The 17,266-nt window shown below is 36.6% G+C and carries 14 protein-coding genes and 1 riboswitch; of the genes, 7 read left to right on the top strand and 7 right to left on the bottom strand.

Features of this window, described 5'->3' with window-relative positions; translation table 11 throughout:
• Positions 1 to 76: 76 nt before the first annotated feature.
• Positions 77 to 1,615: a TerC family protein gene (locus AC1Z3T_RS04160; RefSeq protein WP_288381052.1), complete on the top strand. Its 1,539-nt coding sequence runs from the start codon at positions 77 to 79 to the stop codon at positions 1,613 to 1,615.
• A 121-nt stretch (positions 1,616 to 1,736) separates the two neighbouring features.
• On the opposite strand, the gene AC1Z3T_RS04155 is transcribed toward AC1Z3T_RS04160, so the two are convergent.
• Positions 1,737 to 2,603: an alpha/beta hydrolase family protein gene (locus AC1Z3T_RS04155; protein WP_009584766.1), complete on the bottom strand. Its 867-nt coding sequence runs from the start codon at positions 2,601 to 2,603 to the stop codon at positions 1,737 to 1,739.
• A 121-nt stretch (positions 2,604 to 2,724) separates the two neighbouring features.
• On the opposite strand from AC1Z3T_RS04155, the gene AC1Z3T_RS04150 reads away from it, so the two are divergent.
• Positions 2,725 to 3,183, top strand: coding sequence for a hypothetical protein (locus AC1Z3T_RS04150; RefSeq protein WP_005032019.1), 459 nt, complete (start codon positions 2,725 to 2,727; stop codon positions 3,181 to 3,183).
• Positions 3,184 to 3,224: 41 nt separating this feature from the next.
• Here AC1Z3T_RS04150 and AC1Z3T_RS04145 read toward each other — a convergent pair whose 3' ends face one another.
• Complete coding sequence (locus AC1Z3T_RS04145) at positions 3,225 to 3,461, bottom strand: hypothetical protein (protein ID WP_004830410.1); 237 nt, start codon at positions 3,459 to 3,461, stop codon at positions 3,225 to 3,227.
• Positions 3,462 to 4,095: 634 nt separating this feature from the next.
• A complete protein-coding gene (gene brnQ, locus AC1Z3T_RS04140; protein WP_151825134.1) occupies positions 4,096 to 5,388 on the bottom strand; it encodes a branched-chain amino acid transport system II carrier protein in 1,293 nt (430 codons plus the stop codon).
• A 337-nt stretch (positions 5,389 to 5,725) separates the two neighbouring features.
• Here brnQ and map point away from each other — a divergent pair, with 337 nt between their 5' ends.
• The gene (map, locus tag AC1Z3T_RS04135; protein WP_151713106.1) at positions 5,726 to 6,520 is read left to right on the top strand and encodes a type I methionyl aminopeptidase; all 795 of its coding nucleotides are present in this window, start codon (positions 5,726 to 5,728) and stop codon (positions 6,518 to 6,520) included.
• 624 nt (positions 6,521 to 7,144) lie between these two features.
• On the opposite strand, the gene AC1Z3T_RS04130 is transcribed toward map, so the two are convergent.
• The 4 genes from AC1Z3T_RS04130 to aceR form a co-directional block, all read right to left on the bottom strand.
• Positions 7,145 to 8,317 (bottom strand): benzoate/H(+) symporter BenE family transporter, encoded by a 1,173-nt coding sequence (locus tag AC1Z3T_RS04130; RefSeq protein WP_009584789.1) that lies wholly within the window; start codon positions 8,315 to 8,317, stop codon positions 7,145 to 7,147.
• Between the two features lie 347 nt (positions 8,318 to 8,664).
• Positions 8,665 to 9,318: a leucine efflux protein LeuE gene (gene leuE, locus AC1Z3T_RS04125; protein WP_262541177.1), complete on the bottom strand. Its 654-nt coding sequence runs from the start codon at positions 9,316 to 9,318 to the stop codon at positions 8,665 to 8,667.
• A gap of 115 nt (positions 9,319 to 9,433) precedes the next feature.
• Positions 9,434 to 10,417, bottom strand: coding sequence for a transaldolase (gene tal / locus AC1Z3T_RS04120; protein ID WP_262541178.1), 984 nt, complete (start codon positions 10,415 to 10,417; stop codon positions 9,434 to 9,436).
• An 88-nt stretch (positions 10,418 to 10,505) separates the two neighbouring features.
• A complete protein-coding gene (gene aceR, locus AC1Z3T_RS04115; protein WP_004830417.1) occupies positions 10,506 to 11,396 on the bottom strand; it encodes an HTH-type transcriptional regulator AceR in 891 nt (296 codons plus the stop codon).
• Positions 11,397 to 11,552: 156 nt separating this feature from the next.
• On the opposite strand from aceR, the gene aceI reads away from it, so the two are divergent.
• The 4 genes from aceI to AC1Z3T_RS04095 all read left to right on the top strand — a co-directional run bounded on the left by aceI (position 11,553) and on the right by AC1Z3T_RS04095 (position 17,259).
• The gene (gene aceI, locus AC1Z3T_RS04110; RefSeq protein ID WP_004830418.1) at positions 11,553 to 11,978 is read left to right on the top strand and encodes a chlorhexidine efflux PACE transporter AceI; all 426 of its coding nucleotides are present in this window, start codon (positions 11,553 to 11,555) and stop codon (positions 11,976 to 11,978) included.
• 241 nt (positions 11,979 to 12,219) lie between these two features.
• Positions 12,220 to 14,289, top strand: coding sequence for a hypothetical protein (locus AC1Z3T_RS04105; RefSeq protein ID WP_100885377.1), 2,070 nt, complete (start codon positions 12,220 to 12,222; stop codon positions 14,287 to 14,289).
• Between the two features lie 111 nt (positions 14,290 to 14,400).
• Complete coding sequence (locus AC1Z3T_RS04100) at positions 14,401 to 16,116, top strand: AAA family ATPase (RefSeq protein WP_004830420.1); 1,716 nt, start codon at positions 14,401 to 14,403, stop codon at positions 16,114 to 16,116.
• A 344-nt stretch (positions 16,117 to 16,460) separates the two neighbouring features.
• Positions 16,461 to 16,606: riboswitch (yybP-ykoY riboswitch) on the top strand.
• 71 nt (positions 16,607 to 16,677) lie between these two features.
• Positions 16,678 to 17,259, top strand: coding sequence for a TMEM165/GDT1 family protein (locus tag AC1Z3T_RS04095; protein WP_167387392.1), 582 nt, complete (start codon positions 16,678 to 16,680; stop codon positions 17,257 to 17,259).
• Positions 17,260 to 17,266 lie beyond the last annotated feature (7 nt).

The raw sequence follows: 17,266 nt of genomic DNA, 5'->3' as shown, positions 1-17,266 counted from the left end.
TGGATCCGTCGCCGTGTAGGTTAAGCCTATTTTTCTCCAATTTATATACTTATAAGAATAATCGGGAGATCTAATAATGGAATTTTTATTAGACCCTGGAATTTGGGTTGGACTTTTAACCCTTATCGTTTTAGAAATCGTACTGGGTATCGATAACCTGGTATTCATTGCCATTCTTGCAGATAAACTTCCTCCAGAACAACGAGATAAAGCACGAGTCATCGGTCTTTCTTTGGCCTTGATCATGCGTTTAGGTTTATTGACGATTATTTCTTGGTTAGTCACTTTAACTAAACCTTTAATTGCATTTGGGGGACTATCCTTTTCAGGACGAGACTTAATTTTATTATTTGGAGGATTGTTCCTCGTTTATAAAGCTGTCACTGAATTACACGAAAAAATGGAAGGGAAGCCTGAAGTCAAAAGTTCAGGAGCAGCTGTATATGCCAGCTTCTGGGCTGTTGTTGCCCAAATCATTGTTTTAGATGCCGTATTTTCACTAGACTCGGTGATTACTGCGATTGGTATGGTGGATAATATTTATGTGATGATGGCGGCAGTTACGATTGCTGTAATTGTAATGTTAATTGCATCTAAGCCATTGACCACATTCGTAAATAAGCACCCTACAGTGGTGATTCTATGTCTAAGCTTCTTATTGTTGATTGGGGTTAGCTTGATTGCGGAAGGTTTTGGTTTCCATATTCCGAAAGGCTATATCTACTCAGGTATTGGTGTCGCAATCTTAATTGAAGCATTTAATCAATTCTCAAGCCGTAATGCTGAAAAACATCAAGCTAAAACGCCATTGCGTCATCGTACTGCGGATTCAATTCTAAAATTGATGGGCAGTAAGTTAGATGCTGATTTATTGCAAAGCCCTGAAGCTTTAGCAGCACAAAAAGCGTTTGGTGATGAAGAACGTTATATGGTCGGTGGCGTACTTACCCTTGCGGAACGTTCTGTAGCATCGATTATGACACCAAGAACTCAGATCTCATGGATTAACCTAGAAGATGATGCAGAGAGCATACGTCAACAAATTTTAGCTGTACCGCATAGTTTATTCCCTGTCTGTCGTGGGCAATTAGACAAAGTGGTTACGGTTGTTCGTGCTAAAGAGTTAATTGATGTATTGGACGAGCCAGAACAGCTTCAAGCTTTATTGAAACGTAATCGTCCCATCTTTATTTTTGAGAAAATGAAGGTCATTGATGCAATTCATACACTAAGAACTTCCAAAGGTTCATTGGTTTTGGTGAGTAATGAGTTTGGAAATATTCAAGGTTTGATTTCTCCGCTTGATGTGTTTGAAGCCATTGCAGGTGAGTTTCCAGATGCAGATGAACAGTTGGAGCTGATTAAAGTGGATGAAAGTACTTGGAAGGCATCAGGTATGCTTGATTTGTATCAACTTGAATTGGAGTTGGGAATGCTTGACCTTGTTCAAGAGGATTCTGGCTACTTTAGCGTCGCTGGATTAATTCTCGATAAAACGCAAGGCGATGTGCATTTGGGTACACAAATAGAGCATGAAGGGATTTGGTTTGAAGTGATTGAAATGGATGAGAATCGAATCAAAACAGTAAAAATTACTCGTCCAGAGCAGTTTTAATAATCATTGTTTGTAAAGTGATTTAAATCATTCATCCTTGATAAAAATGCCTCAGTCCTGAGGCATTTTTTTTTGAATAAAAAGAGCACTTAAACAGGATTACGTATTTAAGTGCTGAAAACTAAAGTTTTGGATTAAATATTTTTTGGGTCATGATTGGCCAGAGATTTTGATGGCTTTTCTTAAACATTAACATATGCCCAATCACTTTATGACCATGTTGTTGTGGGCTCAGCTCGATCATATCAGTTGTGGCTCTAGGGTAAAGACGAAGCAGGTCTTTTACATTAGCGGAAGTTGCAATCTCATCATCAGAAGACCAATAAGAGGTGATAGGGCACTCGATCTCATGATGATAATCTTCAAATACGGTTTTACCTACAGCATTTATTACATAACCTGGTTGGCTACAGAATTCAGCCCATTGCTGTGCTACTTTTTGCGGTAGATTCTCTCCCATACCGAGCATTTTAGTTGCACCATAGCCTTTGATGCGATTGGAAATTGGGAAAACTAAATTAAACATGACAGGTGCTAAGCGTTTAGTGCGACCTTTAAGTCCTTTGACGTGACCAGTAGAGCCAGATATCGAAATAACTTGTGCGACTTTCTTATAATTTGGAACAATACCGAGTAACTGACCTCCTGCACTATGACCAATGAGAGTCAGTTGATTCTTTCCTGTCTTGTTTAAAAGTGACTCAATGGCAGCCGGAATGTCGAGCTGTCCCCAATCTTGAATACTTGCTTTGGATTGAGATAATGGTCCATGTAATGAGTCTCCAATACCACGGAAATCAAAGACCATCACATCTAGACCTTGTTGAGTAAGCCATTCGATAAAATGATGATAAAAGCCCTGTGTAATTCCTGTAGCAGGGCAAACCAGTACAGGTAAGTGCTGAGTTGATTGTTTTGCCGGATAAAAACGTGCACTTAAGCTATAGCTATCTGCGCAGCTTATGGTTAAATTTTCATATATTGTCATAGTACAATCCAAAGCTGTTCAATTTAAAACTACTTTACACAAGTTCTAAAAAGAAACTTGTTTGAAAGATGACTCTTAAGTCAGATCTGAATGTGATAAGGAAAAATAGGAACTTTATCAAATGGATTTAATCACTTTAAACTTATCGGTAAAACTGGCACTTATTTTTAGTGGGGTTTATTTGTGGGTAGGGATGCTCACAGGTGTCTGGAAGTACGTCCAGATCAGTCGTTCAGAACTTGCCAGAGCACACTACTATGTCGATATAGCACATCGAAGTAGCTTGCTTTACGCGCCTGCTAGCTTGATTTTAGCTGTGATGGCGTATTGTTCGAGTTTCCAGGAAATAATTAATTTACTCTGTGTGATCGTAAATTTAGTTTTTTTTAGTTTTTCTATTGCAAGTTATGTTTTACATGGTTGGCTCAAAGATACGACCAACCAATTTAAGCAACCTCATCAATTAGGTGCTGTACATTTACCGAAAATTTTACTTCGTTTAGCGATGATTTTATTGGTGATTGGAGAGATTTTTGCGACAGGAATCTTGCTTTTAGGGATGATTAAAGGATTATTATAATTTTTTATTATCGATAAAGATGGATGCTTGGCATCCATCTTTTATTCAGTGATTTTTGCGAGTTTTCGCGATTTATGATCTACAACGTCCCAAATATAGAAAGCCGCAGATACCGCTAATGCATAAGCAAAATATTCAGGTTTTAAATTGCCTTGAATAAGTCCGTGAATGAGCAGAGTAGCCAAAAGGGCAATTGTTGTACTCAAATATGTGACTAATTTTGTGTTTGCCTTCAAAGAATTAATGAAGACTTGCTTGTTGAAATGTAATGATAACATCTCCATACCTCCTGTCTGCTCGACAAAAACCAAATTGTTTTAGTCTGGATTGGTTTATTTAGTTGTACCACATTTAATTATTATTTCAAGAGCAAATACCTCTATTATTCAAAATAATTATGACATATTTATTACAAACATGACTTATTTTATAAAAAATGAAAATATGAGTGATTTTTTTCTTAAATAGTGTATTTTTTGTTGAAGAAGTGTGAAGTGGTTATCAAATTAAAATACAGCAACTTATAACAAGTGCAAGAGAATTTTGACTAAAGTCGATGAAAGTTATGCAATATTTATGCAAATTTTATAATAAATTATGATCAATGATGAAAATTTATATTTGATTGCAGCAAATTGTAAGTTGATATGTTTTTATGGTTAAACTTTAATCAGTTGATTGCTGTGTATATTCAAGGAATGTTCTTGTCATCTAAAGAATAAAAATGATCGACAAAACTGAGAATGCAAAAGTAATTTTTAGCAGTGTGTGATTAATCACATGCAATACATTGAATGATTTTAAATTGTGTCGCAAACAATAACAGTCTGTTGGGTAAACATGACAATTATTGATCACAGTTAAAATTAGATTTGGGTAAAATCAAATTTTAAGGACGATGGCTAAGACGCTTTATTTCTTAACTTTATCGATAACGACACAAATAATTAAAACAATCAATGATGGAATAAGCCAAGCAAGGTTTTGTTCATTTAACGGTAAGTTTTGGATCAATAGCGGTAAACTATCTTTAAATTCCGTAACTTTAATACCTTCAATAATTCCAAATAAGAATGCAACGCCAGTTACTGGTGCAACCACTGCTGCTGGATTATTAAATTTGCTCCAAAAGAAGCTCAATAGAATAACGACAATAGCGGGCGGGTAAATCGCACTGAGAACCGGTACAGAAAATGCAATCAATTTAGTCAAACCTAAATTTGAAATGACCAAAGAGAATAAAACCAGAATGATCACTAAAACTTTGTAAGGAATCTTAGTCAACTCAGAGAAATATTCAGCACATGCACATGTTAGACCGATCGCGGTGACCATACATGCGATAAAAATCAAAGCAGTAAGAAATAATGAGCCAAGATCACCAAAAGCGTGCTGAACATAAGCATGCAAAATCACGGCGCCATTTGCTGCATTTGGTGCTGCATCATGGCTACCTAAACCGAGCTTAAATAAGCTGATATAAACCAGTGTTAAACCTACGCCAGAAATTAAACTTGCAATGATTGCATATTTGGTTACCAGTTTTTTGTCGGTGACACCACGAGAATGTATGGCATGGATAATCACGATACCAAACACCAATGCACCTAAAGTGTCCATGGTTAAATAACCATTTACAAAGCCTTCAGAAACAGGGCTAGTTGCATAATTATTGATGGCAGGAGAGATTGAACCAGTCGGGATGATAAAGGCTGCAATACCAAGAATGGCAAGTGCAATAATTTTAAGAGGTGCAAGAATATGACCTACGGTATCCAACAGTTTGTTTGGGTAAAGAGATACTAAAGTAACAAAGGCAAAGTAGATCACACTATAAATAAATAGCGGAGTACCACCTGTACCAAAGTAAGATGAAAAACCGATTTCATACGAAACTGTAGCGGTACGTGGTGTAGCAAAAAGTGGACCGACTGATAAGTAACACACTACAGTCAAGATTAAACTTGCAACTTTGCCTAAAGGAGAACTTAAAATTGCAATCGAACCTTCAGTTTTTGAAAGCGCCATAATGGTGATGACAGGTAAGCCTACAGCGGTGATTAGAAAACCCAATGCTGCTAGCCATACATGTTCACCCGCTTGTTGAGCGACAATGGGTGGAAAGATAATATTGCCTGCCCCAATAAATAAGGCAAAAGTCATGAACCCTAGAGCAATAATATCCTTGGTACGGAGATTAGTCATAAAGTGTGGTTAAAAACGCAAAACAGCGATTTTAGTGGAAATGCGAGATTTTTTGTATTTTATTTTATGGGTAATATTCCTGTTTTTTATAAATTTTAACCAATTAACCATATGAGTTATATTTATGTGGATGATTCAGCGCTTAATTTGGTTAAATTTGTACAAGCTAATTTTAAAGAAAATTTTATAGGATTAAAAAACGCAAATTTGTAGTTTAAAGCTTATTTTTATAATTATGCGTACCAATCGACATTTTTAACTCTCATCATCAACAAGAAAAAGCCCTAAAGCAATCGAAAAAGCATATAATATCGGTTCACTTTTGCGGACAGATCCAATGAAAGCTTCAACAGTCACCATCAAAACTGAACAAGACCTTGAAAAACTCAGAGTGTCAGGGCGTTTAGCTGCCCAAGTTTTAGCAATGATTGGTGCATATGTTAAGCCAGGGGTAACGACTGAATATTTGGATGACATCTGTAATGATTATATTGTGAATACACTCAAAGTTATTCCAGCCAATGTGGGTTATTATGGTTATACAAAAACCACCTGTATCTCTCCGAATGAAGTGGTATGTCATGGTATTCCATCTAAAAATACTGTTTTGAATGATGGCGATATTATTAATATTGATGTAGCAATCATTAAAGATGGTTATTTTGGTGATACCAGTCGTATGTATTATGTGGGTACTGTAAAGCCTGAATCTAAAAAATTAGTAGAAACTACATATGAGGCAATGGTTGCAGGTATTCATGCTGTAAAACCCGGTGCAACACTTGGAGACATTGGGCATGCCATCCAAAGTGTAGGTCAACGTGAAGGCTATAGTATTGTTCGTGAATATTGTGGTCACGGCATTGGTAAAATTTATCATGAACAGCCCAATGTATTGCATTATGGAAAACCAGGACAGGGGCTAGTGCTTAAACAAGGCATGGTATTTACCATTGAACCTATGATTAATGCGGGTAAAGCCAGTGTCAAAGAATTAAAAGATGGTTGGACTGTTGTGACAGCAGATAAATCTTTATCTGCACAGTGGGAACATATGGTTGCTGTGACAGAAACAGGGTTTGAACTGTTAACACCTTGGCCTGAGGGTACAGGTAACTATCCAGAAATCTAATACTTTAGTCTTAAGTTTGGAAAGTTTGATGATTGTTATATATTTTTATGCTTAAAAAGCGTGATGTGTTTAGTGTTAATTTTTTACAATTGTGAACAGTTTAATTTTTATTTTGTAAGAAAAACTATTCACTAAGTTTTTTTAAATATTGGTTTGAGTAATTATTCATCACTATAATCTGCACCAGATTCTTTTTTGAAGTTTCTATTGTTGTTTCAAGTTTCGAGCTTATCCATCCTAGGGTAAGCTTTTTTTTTTAGCTAAAATTCCCTTTCTTTGTATTGGTGTTTTTACAGTCAATATGCTAAAAAAACATACATAAATATAATTTTTAGATCAATAAATTAATGTGATGAGTCTATTTTTTGATGATATAAAACTTGCAATGCGACGCATTACATCTAAAGTTTAAATCGATTTGCGTATGCGGTGCTTCACATTACATCACCCATTTTTTTTTGTTGAACATTATTCTTGCGCTGTAAACAAAGCAGTGTTTTGTTTTTACTCATATACCCCTGCTCAATATGATTAGTTATTGTTTTCAACAGTAGAGGTGTGAATATATTTATTCAGTTAAATTTTAGATAAGGTAAGTCAAGCAACTCACCTTATCGGGTTTGATTATTTTCTGATTCTAAAATTTAAGATAAACGAAACGGCAAAACCAAATAAAAGTCCCCAAAAAGCAGAACCTATACCGAAAAATTGTATTCCTGAGGCACTAAAGAGAAAGGTCAGTAATGCAGCTTCTCGGTCTTTAACTTCATGGAATGCAATCGCAATGTTGTGGCTGATCGTACCAAATAGAGCAATACCTGCTAAAGCAACGATAAATAAGTGCGGGAAAGACATCAATAAGCTGGTTAAGGTAGCAGCAAACAAGCCCATTAAAATATAGAAAAATCCACAACTCATACCAGCAATATAACGTTTAGATGGATCGGGATGTACTTGATCATCTAGGCTTACTGCGGCACTGATTGCAGCAATATTCACGGTATAGCAGCCAAAAGGTGAAAGTAATGTTTGAGCGGTTCCAGTCCAACCTATTAACTGATTGACATGCGGTTGATAGCCATAACTTTTAATCATCGCTATCCCAGGTAAGTATTGAGATGCCATATTGATCACAAATAGTGGTAGCGCTAGCCCTAAAATTGCTGACCATGTGAATTCAGGCATCATCCATACAGGTTTTGCTAATCCCCAATGTAAGGTTGGAACATGAAACTCCATAAAGAATGGGCAGATGATAATCCCTGCAATCACTGTGATGACAATGCAATAACGTGCCCATAAACGTTTTGTAATCACATACACAGCCAATAAACTGAGGATAAAAGCCCAGTCATTTTGCATGCTGGCAAATAAGGCAATTCCAAATTTTAGCAATACTCCAGCCAACATCGCACTGGTCAGACTTTGTGGAATATAATTGATGATTTTTTCAAAAATACCTGAAAATCCAAGCACAGCTGTAAGCAAACCTGATACTAAAAAAGCGCCAATTGCTTCATAAAGTGAATAACCACTTGCTGTTGCTATGATTAATGCAAGTGCAGCAGTAGACCATGAGGTTGCAACAGGATATTTAAATTTCCAAGACAGAATTAAACCTGAGAGACCAATACCTAGACCTAATGCCCAAAACCAAGAGGTAATTTGTTCTGGATTCGCGCCAAGTAATTGTGCAGCTTGGATCACTAAAACAGCTGAAACACTGATACCGATAAGGAAAGTAATAAAGCCTGCAAATACGGCAGGTACTGAGAAGTCTTGGAGAAGCTTTTGCATGATCCCTTGCTTTTAAATTTGATTGAATGGTTGAAAATGCATCCATCATACATGGATCATTTTAAAGCTGACAGCGTTAATTAGAATTTAATATCAAAAGCAAATAGAAAAATTGAATTTATTATCATTGCTGGATAATTCAAGTTTTTTATGATCAAGCAATTCTACACATTAACATTACTTGATCCTGACTTAGGTGATGCTTCACTTTGCTTAACTACTTTTTTTTGTTTAACCCCATTATTGCATTATAAACAAAGTAATGCTCAATTTTAACCTTCGAAGCTGTATACCCCCAAATGTGGAAGACGCTTTAAATTTAAGCGTACCCAACACATTATATGCTTTTACATGGTTGAAACTGCGAGCTTTATACCGAAGGCGCAAAACAATATACCAACCGCTGCAACACATCCTGCCGCAACTTTATAGCGGGTGTTAAAGAAGGTTGCGAGTTTAACCCCAGAAAAAATTAAAATGGTTAAATAACTCATGCTAATGATTTGTAGAATCACAGAAAGAGCAGCAAAACTTAGTGCTGGGTAAGGATAATCTGGGTCAACAAATTGCACAAAAAAAGACAAATAAAATAAAATCGCTTTCGGATTTAACAAGCTGATTGTCAATGCTGTACGAAAAGGATGAAATTGTTCAGTCGTGGTTGATGAGAGAGCATCTGATTGAATCGTTTGTGGTGTGCTACGCCAAGTTTTAACACTGGCGATTAATAAGCGAATTCCTAGATAAGACAAATAAGTTGCGCCGACCACTTTAAGAATTACAAATAGCCAAGGAAAGGCATGTAATAAGGATGCAGCACCCAATACGGTACAAAGGATCAGGATTAAATCACCAGTAAAAACACCAAACGCGCCGATATAGCCTATTTTAATCCCAAATCTCGACGCAATGGACATCACATAGAGCGAGTTTGGACCCGGGAGAATGACGATAAAAATTGTCCCTAATATGTATGTCACGACATCCGTAATACCAAACACAATATTCTCACAGTTTAAGAAAAGCGAATAAAAAAGCCGAGTGCTTATGATAACAAACTCGGCTTTAGAATGTGAGCAATTTTAGTGCATTTTAAACATAGTGAATGATTGAAAATCAATCAATAAAATCAGTTTCAAGCCCAAAGGATTGGCGTAATAATAAAGCCAATTGTTCACGGGCTTTAATAAAGCCATCAATTCCACTTTGTAATAATTGGAATGCCATCAAATCTGTTTCAAGTTGCTGTTTAAATTCAGCTTTAGAAATTTCTTGATGCGGTTGATCTTGATGTGATTGTTCATGGTTCAACTGAGCGCTTACTGTACGTTGATCATTTTCCAGTTTTTCAAGCAGTGCGGGAGCAACAGTCAGTAAATCACAACCAGCAAGTCCTAGAACTTGGTCTACGCTACGGAAGCTTGCGCCCATAACTTCTGTTTTAATTTGGTTCTGTTTGTAGTAGTGATAAATCTGTTTGACAGAGCGTACACCCGGATCTTTATCAATCGGGTAGCTGTCAACATTTTCAGCTTTTTTATACCAATCTAAAATACGCCCAACAAATGGAGAGATCAGCGTGACTTTAGCGTCAGCACATGCTTTGGCTTGATGTAAACCAAATAATAAAGTCAGGTTACAATGAATGCCTTCTGCTTCAAGTGCTTTAGCCGCCTGAATACCTTCCCAAGTAGATGCAATTTTAATCAAAATTCGATCTTGATTGATTCCGTAGCTTTGATACAGCGCCAATAGTTCTTTGGCTTTCGCAATTGTTTCTTCGGTATTGTAAGAAAGTGCCGCATCAACTTCCGTAGAAACTCGTCCTTCAACAAGATTTAAAATTTCTACACCGAGTTTTACTGTCAGAATATCAATGGTGCGTTCGACTAGTTCATCAAGTGCATAGCCTTCTTGTTTAGCTTGTGCATAAGCATCTTCAATCAAGGTGCGACTTTCAGGCTGTTGAGCGGCAGCTGTAATCAGTGAAGGGTTAGTCGTTGCATCTAGCGGGCGAAATTGTTGAATAGCGTTTAAATCACCTGTATCAGCAACAATAGTGGTTAAGCGTTTTAATTGGTCTAATGCAGATTGAGTCATTACCGGTTATTTCTTAGTTAAAATATTTGTGATTTAGTTATAACACAATGCCATTTCAGCAAAATAGGAAAATGTACTGAAAGACATATTATTTTGTATGAATTCTTTGATTTCGAATGTGATTAATCAAAAAACGAGCAGCTGAACCTAAATTACTCTCACGACTCCAAACCAAATCAACAAAATATTCAAATTTTGGTGTGAAATCGAGCAAATCAAGTATTTTTAACTTATGTTTGAGCTCTGGGTTTTCATTAAACATTTCTAAGGGAAGTACTCCCCAACCTAATTCTTTTAAGATCAGCGAACAAGCTGAGTGATGATTGTCAGTACGCCAGTAATTTTTAGAATAGAGTAACTCGGGTTTAATCGTGCGATCTCGGCTGGCGACAACAATTTGTCTGGATTGCAATATTTGTTCAAAACTTACTTTTGAGTGGGCAGATAGAGGGTGATTGATTGCAGATACAGGCACTAAAGCTTCTTTTTTTAACTCAACAAATTGTTCGCGGCTTTCTAACATTTCACGTTCAAACATCAACGCCAATTGCGCTGTCTGATTCATAAGCATTTTAAGTGCATCTTCTTGTGGTGCAGAAAAAATGTTGATTTGTAAACTTGGAAACTGTTGGGCAAGCAATGCAATATATTCGGTCCAATCGGTATGTACCAACTCTGAAACCACCACAATATTCAGTGAGGATTCCAAACCTTCGCTGAGGGCAATTGCTTGTTGTTTCCATTGATTCATTTCAATTAGAAGTTGTTCGGTTTTTTCATATAGAAGCTGTGCCTGTGATGTTGGTATAGGTTCGCGTCCGACCCGTTTAAAAAGTTTAAGATTTAAATCAATTTCTAAGTTGGCGATCGACATGCTGACCGCAGATGGAACTTTTCCAAGCTGTCTTGAGGCAGCAGAAAAAGAACCCGTTTCCATGACTGTTTTAAAAATCATCAACTGTTCTTGATTGATATTCATATTGGACCGCCATTAGTAAATGAGATCATGTGAAAATGAAAGAAATATCGCAAAGAGAATAAAGTTAATCTTTCAATAAAATTGAAAGAATCTGACTCGATTGATCAATATTATAAAAATATAATGCAACAGTCGAAACAAAAAGAGTAGTTTTAAATGATGATTTCCAAAAGAAGGATCATTCATGCATTGAGCTATGAAATCATCCTATTGGTGATCATAGCGATTGCATTGAGTTTTATTTTTGAAGTTCCAATGGAAGTTACAGGTGTATTGGGTGTGGCTATGGCTGTGACATCTGTAGTTTGGAATATGATTTTTAACCATTTCTTCGAGAAATTTGAGCATAAAAGAAAGCTTAAACGTACTATTGGCGTGCGTATCCTACATGCCATTGGTTTCGAAGGTGGCTTGATGTTGGCGACTATTCCAATGGTTGCTTATGCAATGGATATGACATTGTGGCAGGCGGTCCTATTGGACTTAGGCATGACTACATGTATTTTAATCTATACCTTTATTTTCCAATGGTGTTACGATTTGATTGAGGATCGTATGGGAATCAAACCAGTACATTCTTAATGAAACTGTAAACATGTAATTTGATATTCTGTCAGAATTGCCACTGTTGCTTGAAAGGGTTCTGCTGTTCAAAATAGCAGAGCCAATTTCGTTTAAACCCACAATGTAAATCGTTTGTGAAATTCTCCACAGAGACTTAACAAACTTTTGCAAAAGATAATCTAATACGATTTGTTTTGTTAAATGGTTCGCATAGAATATTCAACTCGATAGAATTTTAAAGAGATGGATTAAGCAGATTATGGTGCAGACAGTTCAAGATCAGCTGCCAAACAGACACCAACTTGCTGCACAAGAATTAATTCAAGTTTCAGCAAGCTTAGAGCGTATTTATCTTGATCAGCTTCACTATTTAAAAGCGGTGAATGCAGATAACTTTTTCCAATTTGATCATGCACAGCACAAACTCGGTATAGCCAACCAATTATTGCAGATTAAATTTGATGAGACAGCAGGGCTGTCTTTTGAGTTTGATCAGGATAAGCTGGCACATTTATCTGAGTCACCGCATTATCCTAAGCGACTGATTCAATATGTGTCGCAAGAGGTATTTTTTTATACCAAATCTTATGATGAAATTCATCCCACTGATTTAAAAACCAAAGCACAAATTCTTCGTCAAACATTGATTGAGCAGATCTTTGATTGGATTGATGGTGAAAACAGAGTAGAGCAGTATTTGTATAATATCAATCAAGCAGATGCTGAGCAGATTGATCGAATTTTAATCCATTATAACTATTTTGATCATGCTTATATTTCTGATTTTGCTCAATATGGTAAAGCTATTCCGTTAAGTGTGGAAATTAATATTAAGCATTTATTGCTGATTAATTCTGTCTTGGGGCAAACGTTCTTATCTATCCAGCAATTTATTCCAAAATTCCATCAGGCTATTTTTGCATTAGACCAGTTCCTACCCAAACATTTTTTTCGGATTTTTAAAGTCTTTCACCCCGAGTCATTACGTTTGTGCGAGATTGAGCAATATTTTACAAGTTATCAATTATTGTCGAAACATGCACAAGAGTTTCCACAAATGTTGGCATATGCCAAGCATATGAAACGTGGTTTTTGGCAGTATCAGGACTTATTGAGTAAACAACATTTTTTGCAGGCAGAGGATGAATATTGGGAGTTGGATCAACTTGTAAAATTGCCGATATTTGCTTTAAAACGTACTGTGAATTGGCTGTATAAACAAAATGAACAGGTTAATGATTGGATTAGTCGGCATATTACAGATGTAAACGTTAGAGTGACAATCACGGTATTAAGTCTCATTGATACTTCAAAAATCTCTCCTGAAGTAATATTGGCTGTATTAAAATATTTTAAAAATAGTGCTGCACGGTTATTCTTAATAGAATGTCATTCATTTGCCATTACAAATGAATGGCAAAATCATCCCAAAAATAGCCGCTACCGTTTTATAGAATCGGTCAGTGAACATAAATCACAGCAAAAGTTGATTTCAAATTCTTATTTATATATCGAAGAATGGTTGGATTTCGCTACATTGATCCTTGGTGATCAAGCCCAATCCTATAGGAAAATATTTGTCAAAATCAGTCGTGTTGTTCAGGCATTTATGTTGTTTGTTCAGCATATTGCCAATCAATTACCTGCGCCATTAATCAGATTCATCGATCCTCAGTTGCAGCAACATCCTGATTTTTTTATTCAAATGCGCGAACATAATATTCAGGTAGATGATTTTCGTAAGAAGTTTAAACATATCAATTCCGATCGAATGCCGCATTATAGTATTTATGACAGCTTTGTTCTGGACTATGTGATGCATTTATTTAATACACATCATGAAATCGAACGTAATGTGACTTGGTCTGGTCTTTATCAACAAGCGAAGCGATGGCATTTGCACAATGATCTTGTTACGACAATGTCGAAACTCAAAGAAAAAATTACTGTGGATTCGTGGGATCGCATTGCGCCGATGCAAAAGATTTATTTTGAAGATTGGTGTTATGAGGAACTCAACAGTCTACAACGAATTACTCAAGAGTCAGTCGTTTTCAAACATTGTTTAGCTGTCTCCTACAGCACAAGAATAGTGGAGCGTGAATATGCAGCATTCCATATGTCAAATATAGCTGAACCCAATCAAGTCATGACTTTAGGTTGTTACTATAAATTAGGGCAGTTGAGCTTTGATCAACTTCGCTTGCCTAATAATCATATTCCAGATCAATCTTATATAAGCAAGGCACTGGCATTTATCGAAAATGTGAATCAACATTTAAAATGGAAAAGTAGTATTCAACCGAATGAAGAACTCGGTAACTTATAAACATCGTCAACAGGGTCTATTCTTTTTTCTAAGCTATTTTTGGCTTAACTTTTTAATTAAAAATCGTTAGGCTATAGCCGTCCCATCCTGTTAAGGTAATTCAAGGCTGTTATGAAACAAGAAACTGCACTCAAACTCATGAAAGCGGGTGAAAATGTCTTTTTGACTGGCTCTGCTGGTGCAGGAAAAACCTATACGTTGAATCAATACATCAATTATTTAAAAGTCCGTAAAGTACCTGTCGCAATTACAGCCTCTACAGGAATTGCGGCGACGCATATGAATGGAATGACCATTCATACATGGGCTGGTATCGGCATTAAAGATACGCTTTCAGACGATGATTTGAAGCGGATGAAAGAGCGTAAATATCTCAAAGAGCATCTGGAAAATGCTCAAGTATTGATTATTGATGAAATTTCAATGTTACATGCCAAACAGTTAAATTTGGTCAATCAAGTTTTGAAATATTTTAAAGAATCTGATGATGCTTTTGGTGGAATTCAAGTGATTGCTGCCGGCGACTTCTTTCAGCTTCCGCCTGTAGGAAAAAATAATGAGCTGAATCGTGATAAATTTTGTTTTATGTCTAATGCATGGGTTGAGGCAAAATTTCGGGTTTGTTATTTGACTGAACAGCATCGTCAAGATGATTCTGCACTCAATGATATTCTCAATGCAATTCGTGCACAGAATATTCAGCCACAACATATTCAAGCCTTACAAAATACGCGTCATCAAGATATAGGTGAAACGTTCACCCGTTTATATACGCACAACATGGATGTGGATAGCATCAATTTTCAGCATTTAAATGCAATTGAGGGTGATGATCATCAATTTGTTGCAGTGACAGATGGGAACGAAAAGCTGATAGAAACATTAAAATCCTCAGTTCGTGCGCCTGAAGAACTGACATTAAAAAAACATGCCAAAGTGATGTTTGTTAAAAATAATTTTGACATGGGATATATCAACGGCAGTTTAGGTGAAGTGATTGGTTTTGAAGAAGATGATGAAATGGGGATGTTGCCCAAGGTGAAAATGACCGATGGAACAACTTTATTGGTCGCTCCTGAAACTTGGTCAGTGGACAATGAAGGCGGTAAAACGATTGCCAGTTTACAACAAGTTCCATTGCGTTTGGCGTGGGCAATTACTATTCATAAATCACAAGGCATGACCTTAGAAGCTGCTGAAATTAATTTGAGTCATACTTTTGAAAAAGGGCAAGGTTATGTTGCTTTGTCACGGTTAAAATCAATTGAGGGGCTTAGATTGCTTGGCTTCAACGATCAAGCATTAGAACTTGATAGTTTGGCAATCAAAGCAGATCGTCGTTTTCAAGAGCTTTCCAGTGAAGCTGAACAGCACTATGCGGAGGTTGACTTAACACCCCAACATAATGCTTTTATTCGCCATTGTGGTGGGACATTGAACGCCACTGAAATAGAACGCAATGAAAAAAAATTGGCGCGTAATAACGGTAAAGCCAACTATGCTTCAGCCACATTGGACGAAACGCGTGAGTTGTTTGAAAGTGGCTACGAAATTCAAGATATTGCCATTGAGCGAGGTTTAACCCCAGCAACAATCATCAATCATTTGGCGAGACTGCATAAGGAACAAGGGCTTGATATTTCTGTTGCTAATCCGGGTGAAGAGGTGGTCGAGAAAATACGGACAATTTATAAAAAATTAATGAAACGGCAAGATCCAAGTCATTTTAATGATGATGGTGCGATAAAATTACGCCCAATCGTAGAGTTGACCAGCCCTAAAATGGGATATGACCAAGTGCGTTTAGCCCTACTGTTTGTCGAATAAAAATCCTTCTAATGGTGGAAGTATGAATAAGGTTGAGAAAAATTACTCTATTGGTATATTGCAATATTCCCAGAATATAAGCATATGAAGAACTATAATTTCAGCTTTCAGTTGTGATGATTTTATCATGCACGAACATCAATAGATTGAAGTGTTTCTTTTGAACAATTTGATGATTATGAAAATTTAGAATTGATCATCACTCTAGCGTTGCATCTCAGATGCTATAAGTTGTACAGATCGAGTAAAAACGTACTATTGCAGGCTCGCAATGCTAGATCAAATGTGAAATTTTGATATCGCAAAATTATGTTTGAAAATTGCTCAAGTATTCTTTATGATAACTCAACTTCATTGGGGAGTAGCCGCTTTTTACCTCGGGTAAAAAGGTGATGGTCAACATAATTGCTCAAATGGGCATGGTCATCATAGCAAAGAACCAAAAGATCTTTTTGATCATAATTTCTTTTTGTTGGCAAGACCTTTGATTTGTTACTCTGCTTTGGCTAGCTAGAGTTATAAATCATTGGTAATTATTGCTAGCCAGAGAAAAGTATTATGATGTCTGCTTTCCTTATCTCTCTTGCTGTTGTTGCCTTATCTGAAATCGGTGACAAAACTCAACTTTTAGCTCTGCTTCTGTCTGCACGATTTCGAAAACCCATTCCCATTCTATTGGCGATTTTTTTAGCCACACTTGTCAATCATGGTGTTTCAGCCATATTGGGTCAGTGGATCACCACGGTATTGAGTCCAACTGTACTGTTATGGATTGTTTCATTAGGATTTATTGGGATGGCGATATGGATGCTTATTCCTGATGAATTAGGGGATGAATCCGAAAGTATCAATAAATGGCAAAAATATGGTGTATTTGGTGCAACATTTGTGCTGTTCTTTTTGGCAGAAATTGGGGATAAAACCCAAATTGCAACAGTTGCTTTAGCTGCTCGTTTTGACAGTATCGGCTGGGTGACAGTTGGAACCACTTTGGGAATCATGTTGGTGAATGCACCAGCAGTATTTATCGGCAACAAACTTGCAGAAAAACTTCCAATTTCATTGATTCATAAAATTGGTGCACTGGTATTCTTAACGATTGGTGTTGCTGCTCTCGTTCAACATTACTTTTTCAAAGTTTAAAGCGTTT

The sequence above is a fragment of the Acinetobacter sp. B-6 genome, assembly GCF_056930735.1.
The sequence above is the reverse complement of the archived record's forward strand: the minus strand, read 5'-3'. Positions and strand labels throughout refer to the sequence as shown.